The 8,744-nt window shown below is 62.3% G+C and carries 3 protein-coding genes; 2 read left to right on the forward strand and 1 reads right to left on the reverse strand.

From position 1 onward, the window contains the following. Positions 1 to 4 precede the first annotated feature (4 nt). The gene (locus B2790_RS00120; protein ID WP_349681748.1) at positions 5 to 5,098 is read left to right on the forward strand and encodes an NEL-type E3 ubiquitin ligase domain-containing protein; all 5,094 of its coding nucleotides are present in this window, start codon (positions 5 to 7) and stop codon (positions 5,096 to 5,098) included. 7 nt (positions 5,099 to 5,105) lie between these two features. On the opposite strand, the gene B2790_RS00125 is transcribed toward B2790_RS00120, so the two are convergent. Next, the gene (locus B2790_RS00125) at positions 5,106 to 7,622 is read right to left on the reverse strand and encodes a UvrD-helicase domain-containing protein (protein ID WP_286917993.1); all 2,517 of its coding nucleotides are present in this window, start codon (positions 7,620 to 7,622) and stop codon (positions 5,106 to 5,108) included. Positions 7,623 to 7,797: 175 nt separating this feature from the next. On the opposite strand from B2790_RS00125, the gene B2790_RS00130 reads away from it, so the two are divergent. Next, positions 7,798 to 8,496, forward strand: coding sequence for a pirin family protein (locus B2790_RS00130; RefSeq protein WP_047934682.1), 699 nt, complete (start codon positions 7,798 to 7,800; stop codon positions 8,494 to 8,496). Positions 8,497 to 8,744: the final 248 nt, after the last annotated feature.

The following is an 8,744-nucleotide window of genomic DNA, read 5'->3' on the forward strand; positions in this document are numbered from 1 at the left end:
GCCCATGGCCAGGCATCACATGACACCGACCCATACCCCATACGTCGGCGTCATCCACACGACATGCCTACCCCATGCCTTGCGCCACCATCTCCCAACAGCCCTGCCCGCGCTGCTCCCCTACCGACGCTCTCGTGCACAGGACCGACCTGCGCATTCAACTAAATACCACCGCATGCCAAGGCGAAACCTGTCGACTGGCGCCTCCATTGACCACGGAGTATTCAGCATGACCAGCACACCCGTGCCTTTCCATCAGGCCCAGATTGTCCGTAACCTGCCTACCTGGTGCCGAACGATGCACCCCGACCATACCCGCCGCGTCGTGCAGAGCGTGCGCAAGGACTACCTCGACGAAAACGGCTCGCCTTACGCCTGGTACGCTGCAGCCAGCGATGAAGACCAGGCGCGTTTACGACAGCTGATCAGCGCCCGCAATGCCGGGTTCAAAGCGCTGCAAGCCTTGCTCGATGACTTCAGGCAGATCAGCGAATTCTGCAAGCCTTTGCTCGAGGGCCGGTTGGGCCCGGATGTCGAAGTGGACAAAGCCCAGTACCTGCACCAGCCGTTCAAGGTGTACACCACGCTGGAAAATGTCCCAGGCCTCGATTTTTCACTCGGCGGTGACGATACGTACATCAAGCGCCCCGAAGGGCCGCCACAGAAGCGCTCGCTGCTGGAGGCCGCACTGCACAATTTCGAAGGGCCCGACGAAGTGGGCCCGTTCGACACCCTGACCCTTGGCACGGACAACGTCGCCTCACTTCCCGGGCTCGAGCCCGAAGCGTTCGTGAACCTTTGCCGAAGCCTGAACCTGGGCCAGCAGTATCAAGACCACCTGCAGGGCATTTATGAAGGCCCCAGAAAGGCCGCGATCGAACAGCAGTGGATCGATGCAAGCCAGCAGGCACTGAAAACCGAGGCAATGATCGCCTACCTCAAGGGCCTGTTGACGCTCAAAGGCCACAATGCTCTGGTACAGCTATGCGACAACGAAAGCACGCCGCGTTACGGCGAACACAAGCTTCGCTGCTGGCGCTTCAGCCTGTTCGGCATCCCGCTTCATGGCGTACTGCTGATAGGCCCCGATGAAGCCGACCAGACCAACCCCTGCATGCTCTACATTCCCCACGATTCCGAACACCCGGTGAGGGAGTTCGCTTCCTTGCAAAAAGCCGGCTCACTCATGCGTCAACGCCTGGTGCAAACCACGTTTCGCCAGCACTTGATCAGCTTCGCTGACCAGGACAACCAGGTCGAGCTCAGCCGCAAGCTCGAAAATGCCTTGTTCGAGCACGACGCCTCCACACGCAAACCCAAGAACAAGCCTGAGCTGCACTTCAAACGAACGCGCCTGGCCTTTCCTATCTGGCAGGTGCTTTACAGAGACCACAAGCGCCGCGTCAAGGCAACTGCCAGAGCAATTGCAGTACCGACCGCCGATGCCGACGCCAAGGCACGCAAGGAACGGCTGCAGCACTGGCTGGACGCAGGCATGAACGTACTGAACGTGGCCGCCTTCTTCGTGCCTGGGCTGGATGCCGCGATGCTTGGGGTATTTGCCTACGACCTCATGGACTCGGTGTTCACCGGCTTCGAAGCCTGGGAAGAAGGCGATACCCAGGAAGCGCTGCAACAACTCGAGTCGCTGGCCATCAATGCCGCCGTGATTGCCGGTTTCGCCGTCGGCAGCAAAGCGCTCAAGGCATCGGGGTTCGTCGATGCGCTGGAAAGCGTCTGGAAAGGTGGCCGCGAACGGCTTTGGCACCCAGACATGGGCCCTTACAGCACTTCGAGCTCGTTGCCGGTGGGTGTGCAGAAAAATGCCCAAGGGCTCTACATCATCGATGGCAAAACCCACGTTTGGCTTCAAGGCAAACTGTATGAGGTGTTCGAAACCGACGGACAGTGGCATGTGCGCCACCCGGACGCCCCCGATGCCTACACTCCGGCCTTGCGCTACCTCGGCGACCAGCGCTGGCAGTTGGCCCACGACAACCCGCTCGAATGGGACGATGCGCAGTTGCTCGAGGGGCTGGGCCGGTTCGGTCAGGGGCTGGATGCATCGGAGCAACTTGCCGCCTTGCGCATTACCGAAGTCGACGCAGACACCTTGCGTCGCAGCCAGGTCACCGGCTCGCGGCCGCCGCCTCTGCTGGCCGATACCTTGCTGCGCCTGCGACTGGCTGACGACGTGGAGGGCATCATCACCCGGGTACGTCATGGCCAGCCTTTGGCTGCACATATGAACTTCGCGCTGCCGGAACTGGTACAGCTGCCTGGCTGGCCCGAGAACTACAGGCTGAAGGTCTTCACCGGTGCCGAAAAATGGGGGGAGGCAGACTATTTCGGTGCGCAGCCAAAAGCAGACACAGTACAGATCGAGATCGGCCGCGAAGAGCTTGACGATGGCGAACTGAGCAAGATTGTCCTGGCGGGGATGGATGAAGATGTCATACAGCAGCTGCTACCCGATACGCCAGCAGAGCAGCGCCCGGGCGCCCTCAACGAGCTGCTGGCCAACCACCTGACAGCACGTCGTCGCGAAGTCTTCGCGAGCATGCTGGAAAGCCATCGCGCACCGCTTGGCGACGAAGCACAGACCTTGGGCCGCCAGTTCCCCGGCTTGCCTGACAATGCCCTGGAAGAGCTCGTCGCACATGCCGACAGCACCGAACGCGAACGCCTGAAGAACGGGCGCGTGCCCTTGCGCGTGGCTGAAGAAGCCCGCTACCTGCAGGCCCGCGCCCGCCTCGATCGTGCCTTGACCGGCCTGTACCGAGCAGACCTGGCCAATGCCGACAGCCAATTGCTGCGCGATGCATTGGTAGCCGAACAGCCGCAGGCGAGTGAAGCCGAGCTGTTCGCCAGCGCCGTCGCCGACCGATCGGGCTGCGCCGTGCTGCTTGGCCAGCAATCAATCAAGCCAGGCTTTCGCTCGCCCATGCGCCTGGCACATGGGCGAATCGGTTACCCGCTCAGTGGTCGAGGAGCAGCAATCAGCACATCCGCCGCGACACGTCGGCTCAATCGACTTTTTCCTTCTCTGAATAGCAAACAGATCACCGCCCTGAGCGACGAATTGAGCCGGACCGGTGACCTGGGCTCGGCAATTCGACAACTGGAGACGGAGTGGCAAACTCTGGATAGCAATCTGGAAAGTTGGTACAAGAGCGCCCCCGACATCTTCAGGCGCCAGGATCGAGAAAAATGCACCGAACGCCTCAAAGAGGCCTGGCGGCGGGAGGGTTCAGCCAAACTGGGCACGCTCGTTCTGGAGAAGATACAAATATCCGAGCTGCCAGCGATCACAGCGAGCCTGCCCTACATCCGTGAACTCAAGCTGAACGATCTGCAACTGCAACGACTGGACAGGGCGTTCCTGTCATGCTTCCCCAACCTGCAAGTGCTGAGAGTGACCAACATCGCGACAATCAACCCGCAAGCGTTGTTCGAAGCGCTCGAAGCGGTGCCCAAGCTGCAGACACTGGACCTGACCAACAATACCGTTGTTACCCTCTCACCCACCGCACAACGAGTGCTGGCAGCGATGCCAGGCTTGCGCGAACTGAACCTGACCGGCAACAACCTTACATTGGATCAAGCGACATTGGCTTTCCTCTGCGATCAGCCGCTTAATATCCTGAAGCTGAGTCGAAATCGCATCACGCTTGATGAAAACCTCGCCACACGCTTCCAGGACATGATCCATCCGCAGCAACTGGACCTGAGCTTCAACTCGCTGCAACACGCGCCTGATGTGCGCTACATGGCGCGGCTGCAGCACCTGAATCTGGACAGAACTCAGCTGCATGCCTTTCCCCCTGGCCTGAGCACCCTGATGAACCAGCGACAGTACCAGTTACGTTACCTGAACCTCTCGTCCAACCACATTCCCAATGTTCCGGACCTGGTAAACATCCTGCGCAGTCCGTATGTGCGGGACGTCGCAGCGCGCGTGCGCGATCGCCGTTGGCTTTTCAACTACAACAATCTGGAAGCCGAGCCGGCCAGGCAACTGCGCGCAAGAGGCGTCAACATCTTCGAGCACCCGCCCGAAAGGCAGGAGTGGCAACGGCTCTGGCGCGATTCCGCAACCGATCATCAGGTACAGGTGTGGTCCGACCTGTTCGATCAGAACGACAATGGCGACCTGCAAGCGGTGTTGGAGCGTCTGACCGACTCGGTGGAAGCGCGAAGGGATCTGCGAAGCCTGCGTGCCCGAGTGTGGGAACTGTTGGAGCAGGCCCACGGGGACGCGGTGTTGCGCGAGCGTTTGAACGAGGTGGCGAAAATCTTCCCGCCCACTTGCGGTGACGCTGGCGCCGATGCGTTCAGCGCCCTGGAAGTGGAGTTGCTGATCCACCAGGTATCTGGGGAAGCACAGGACACGGCAAAGCCGATACTCGACCTTTATCGCAAGCTGTACCGTCGCGAAAAAGTCAACGAACTGGCCGATCGCATCAGCCTGCAACGCGGTTTGCGCAAGCGGGCGCTGCAGGAACATGCTGGTCAGTTACCGGACCGTGACGTACTGGATGTCGCGGCGGCGTTCCCCGATGCGGACCTGACCACAGGCCTGGTCGACGATATTGAAGTCCGCCTGGCATTGCGCCAGTCGTTGAGCGAAGACCTCGATTTTCCAGAACCCAGCAGCGGCATGCTCTATAGGGACCTCGCCAAGATCAACCAGCAGATCATCGACAACGTGCGCGATGCCGTGGTCGAACTCGATGCCGACACCACTGCCCGACAACTGTGGATAAGCGAACGGCCGGTCTGGGTTGATTACCTCAAGCGCAAATATGCCAGCCAGTTCGAGGCCATTACCGACTTCTGGCGCCCTGGCCTCGATTACCTCTTTTATTGTCTGGATGAAAGCCAGGAGGCGATCACGCACCTGGACAAATCGATAATACGGGCATTGGCCCCGGAAATGCCTGCCCTTGCGCTGGACGAAAACGGCACGCTGCGTCGGGTTCCGCTCAGTGGGAAAGCGTATTTCAAGGCTATGGAAGCCTTGACCAAGGCACAGGCGGAGGTGGAAGCCGGGCTATTGCTGAGCCTTACCCGGCAAGAAGACATCCTCGATGCCTGAAAGCTGATCAATGACCACGCAGGTCTTCGAAGAAGGCCTGCCGCCCATCCACCTGGCTCGACGCACGCGGCGCTGCCGCCGCCTCTGCGTTGGCCGCCTCCACATGCCAATAGCAGTGCCTGACCGCGCGGGTTACCGCCACATAGGCCAGGCGCTGCACCTCTTCCTTCTGCGCGGTATCGAACGGCTGGGCATCACCGGCCTTGCCCAGCCCGGCCTGGCGATACACCTGGTTCTTGTAGGGCGAACTGGTCAGGTACTGGCAGTCGCCCAGCATGAACACTGCATCGGCCTGCAAGCCCTTGGCACTGTGGTAGGTCAACTGGCGCAGCCGGCGCTGCTCGGCCGGCAACGCCGCCTCGGCGTTCAGCACGCCCTGCAGGTGCTCGTTCATCAGCGCCCTGTCGCTGCCCTTGCGATACAGCATCATCACCGTCTCGCCACGCTGATAGTGCTCGATCAGGGTTTCACCCAGGGCTGCCTCGTCACGGTCGAACACCTTGACCGGCGAGCCGGGCAACTCGGCCGCCGGCCCGCTGGCCCTGGCTTTCTTGCCGGCAATCGCCGGGGTGCCCTTGACCAGATACTCGGCCGCGTCGATCACCTGCTGCTGGCAACGGTAGTTGTCGACCAGCATCACCCGGGTATTGGCCGGCGACGGGAAGGCCTTGGTGAACTCCATGAAGTACTTGGGCGAACTGCCACGCCAGCCGTAGATCGACTGCCAGTCGTCGCCCACGCACAGCAGCGACGAATGCTGGGCATGGCGCCCGGTGTGCATCGCCGGGCCGCGACGACGGATCTCGGCGAGGCTGGCGCGAAGCCAGCTGACGATCTGCGGTGACACGTCCTGGAACTCGTCGATCATCAGGGGCGCCAGCGGCCGCAGCAACGGGTCGGGCAGCAGTTGCAGGTTTTCCGGGTTGTTCTCGCCGAACAAGGCGAACATGCGGTTGTAGCTCATCACCGGCGGCGACTGGTCAAGCAGGTGCGCCTCCAGGGCCTTCCAGTACAGGGCCAGGGCCTCGAAGAACAGCGCATCGCTGTCGCCGGACGGGAAGCTCATCGCCGCCACGGCAGTATTCACCTCCAGGCCGAGGTTCTCGATGAAGTTCGCCGCACCGACAAAGGCATCGAGCAGCGGCGCCGGGGCCAGTTCGCCCTTGACCTTGTATTCGAAGCCGGGGCCGGCCACGGCATCACCGGCCAGCGAGGCTGCCAGGCGCCGGGCCATGGCGTAGTTGTCGAGCCAGATCAGCGGCTGGTCGCAGAAGGCCTGCAACAGGGTGCGCTTGACCGCCCACTCGGCACGCACTGCCAGCTTGGCGCCGGGGCGCTGGTACTGCGCGCTTTCCGCCGGGTCGAAGCCCAGCACGAGCAAAGGCCCCTGGCCGGCCAGACGGCCATGCACATGGAAGCGGCTGCCACGAATCTGGATGGTCTCGCGGCAGGGTTCGATGCCCTTGATCGGCCAGGCGCCGGCGGCGAACCACAGGTCTTCGATCACGTCGCACAGCTCTTCGTCGCGCTGGGCAGCCAGCTGGGTTACCTGGGCGCGCTTTTGCACATCGGGGTTGTTCGGGTCCAGCGGCTTCAGTTGCAGGGCTTCGCTGCGCAACAGGCCGACCAGCTCGGCAAAACGCGGGCTCTCGCCCAGCAGGGTGCTGTAGCACTGGTTCAGCTGCTGGCGCTGGGCATCGTTCAGGCGCAGGTCGAACGGGTTGCTCTCGGCCTCGGCCTCACGCCCGGCCGGCATCTCGTTGCCCAGCGTTTCGAACGCGCGCACCTGGCCAAAGCCCGGCAGGCTGCGCACCAGCGGCAGGATGCGCGAATGGAACGTGCGCACCAGCTCGCGGGCCTGCAGCGGTTGCAGGTTGATCTGCCACAGGGCGAACACCTGCAGCAGGCGCTTGATGAAGTCCTTGCGCGACTCGCGGGTGAAGGTGACCACGGTCATCGCATCCGGCTCGTAGCCCAGGTAGTGGCGCAACAGCAGGATGCGCAGCACCAGCGAGGTGGACTTGCCCGCCCCGGCCCCTGCCACCACGCAGGTGGACGGTGTGTCGCTGAATATCAGCTTCCACTGCGCGGCACTGGGTTGCGCCTCGGCGGGCAGGCGCTGGGCGACATCGGCCTTGAAGCGCTTTTTCAGCTCGGCAGTCAGGGGCAGGCGCCAGTCATCGAACAGGTTGTCATCCCGGCCCGGTACGGCGGCGGTGTCTGGCCGGGTGTCGCGGATCACCAGCACCTGGCGCCCGGCCTCGTAACCTTCCACCCGCCCGCGTTCGAACCCTTCACGCACGCCATCGGCATGGCCACTGCGCTGGCCGCTGGCGTGGCCGAGGAACCAGGAGTCGCGGTGCTGGGCCTGCAGGCGGGTCAGGCCGCGCCCCAGCAGGCGGGCCGCCAGGCGGCGAAACCAGGGCAGCTGGGCAGGAGGGGTAAGGTCGGCAGGGGCCTGGGGTTGCTCGTGGGCCACGGTCACTCCGTTGAAAAACAAAATCAGCGGGCATGTTCGCCGCATCGACAAAAAATCGCCAGCGAATGCTTGCAGATCAGTGGATTAGGCGATGAAGCGGATAAAACACTCCATCGTTATAAATCTATTTTACTGATTATTTTAAGCCGATATTTACGCTTATTTTCGATGCTTCTTTGACGCATCATGGCCTCATTCCACTGATTCAAGGAGCACGACCATGCTGCAACTGCGACCGTTCGAAAGCCTCGGCCACGCCAACCACGGTTGGCTCGACGCCCACCATCATTTCTCGTTTGCCGAGTACTACGACCCGGCGCGCATGCACTGGGGCAACCTGCGGGTGTGGAACGACGACCTGATCGCTGCCGGCAGCGGCTTCCCGCCGCACCCGCACCGCGACATGGAAATCATCACCTATGTGCGTGAAGGTGCGATCAGCCACCAGGACAGCCTGGGTAACAAAGGTCGTACCGAAGCCGGGGACGTGCAGGTGATGAGCGCCGGTACCGGCATCGTGCACAGCGAGTACAACCTGGAAGACGTCGACACGCGTATTTTCCAGATCTGGATCGTGCCGGAGCGCACTGGCGAAGCACCGCAGTGGGGTAGCCGGCCGTTCCCCAAAGGTGAGCGTGGCGAAGGCTTCGTGACCCTGGCCAGCGGCCGTGCGGGCGATGAGGACAGCCTGCAGATCCGCACCGATGCGCGGCTGGTGGCTGCCACCCTGCGGGCCGGTGAAACTGCCGAATACCGCTTCGACGCCGCACGCCGGGGTTACCTGGTGCCAGCCAAGGGGCTGGTGGAGGTCAACGGGCTGCGTGCCAAGGCGCGCGATGGCGTGGCGATCGAGCAGGAGGAGGTGCTGCGGGTGACCGCCATCGAGGACAGCGAGATCGTGCTGGTGGATGTGGCCTGAGGCCTGTCCTTGCAAGTTCGCATGTAGGTGTTCCCCTGTGGGAGCGGCCTTGCGTCGCGAAAGGGCCGCAAGGCGGCCCCGGCAATTTCGGCTGTGATGCCGAGATCCTGGGGCCGCTACGCAGCCCTTTCGCGACGCAAGGCCGCTCCCACACGATCACCACGGCCCGATAAGACCATGCTTTAACCTGTGGGAGATTACCCAGCCCTTTGGGCTGCGCTGTCGCACAGATAACTGAATTCGCAAGC

Source organism: Pseudomonas sp. UBA6753, from assembly GCF_002453565.1.
GTDB classification, from domain to species: Bacteria; Pseudomonadota; Gammaproteobacteria; order Pseudomonadales; family Pseudomonadaceae; genus Aquipseudomonas; species Aquipseudomonas putida_Z.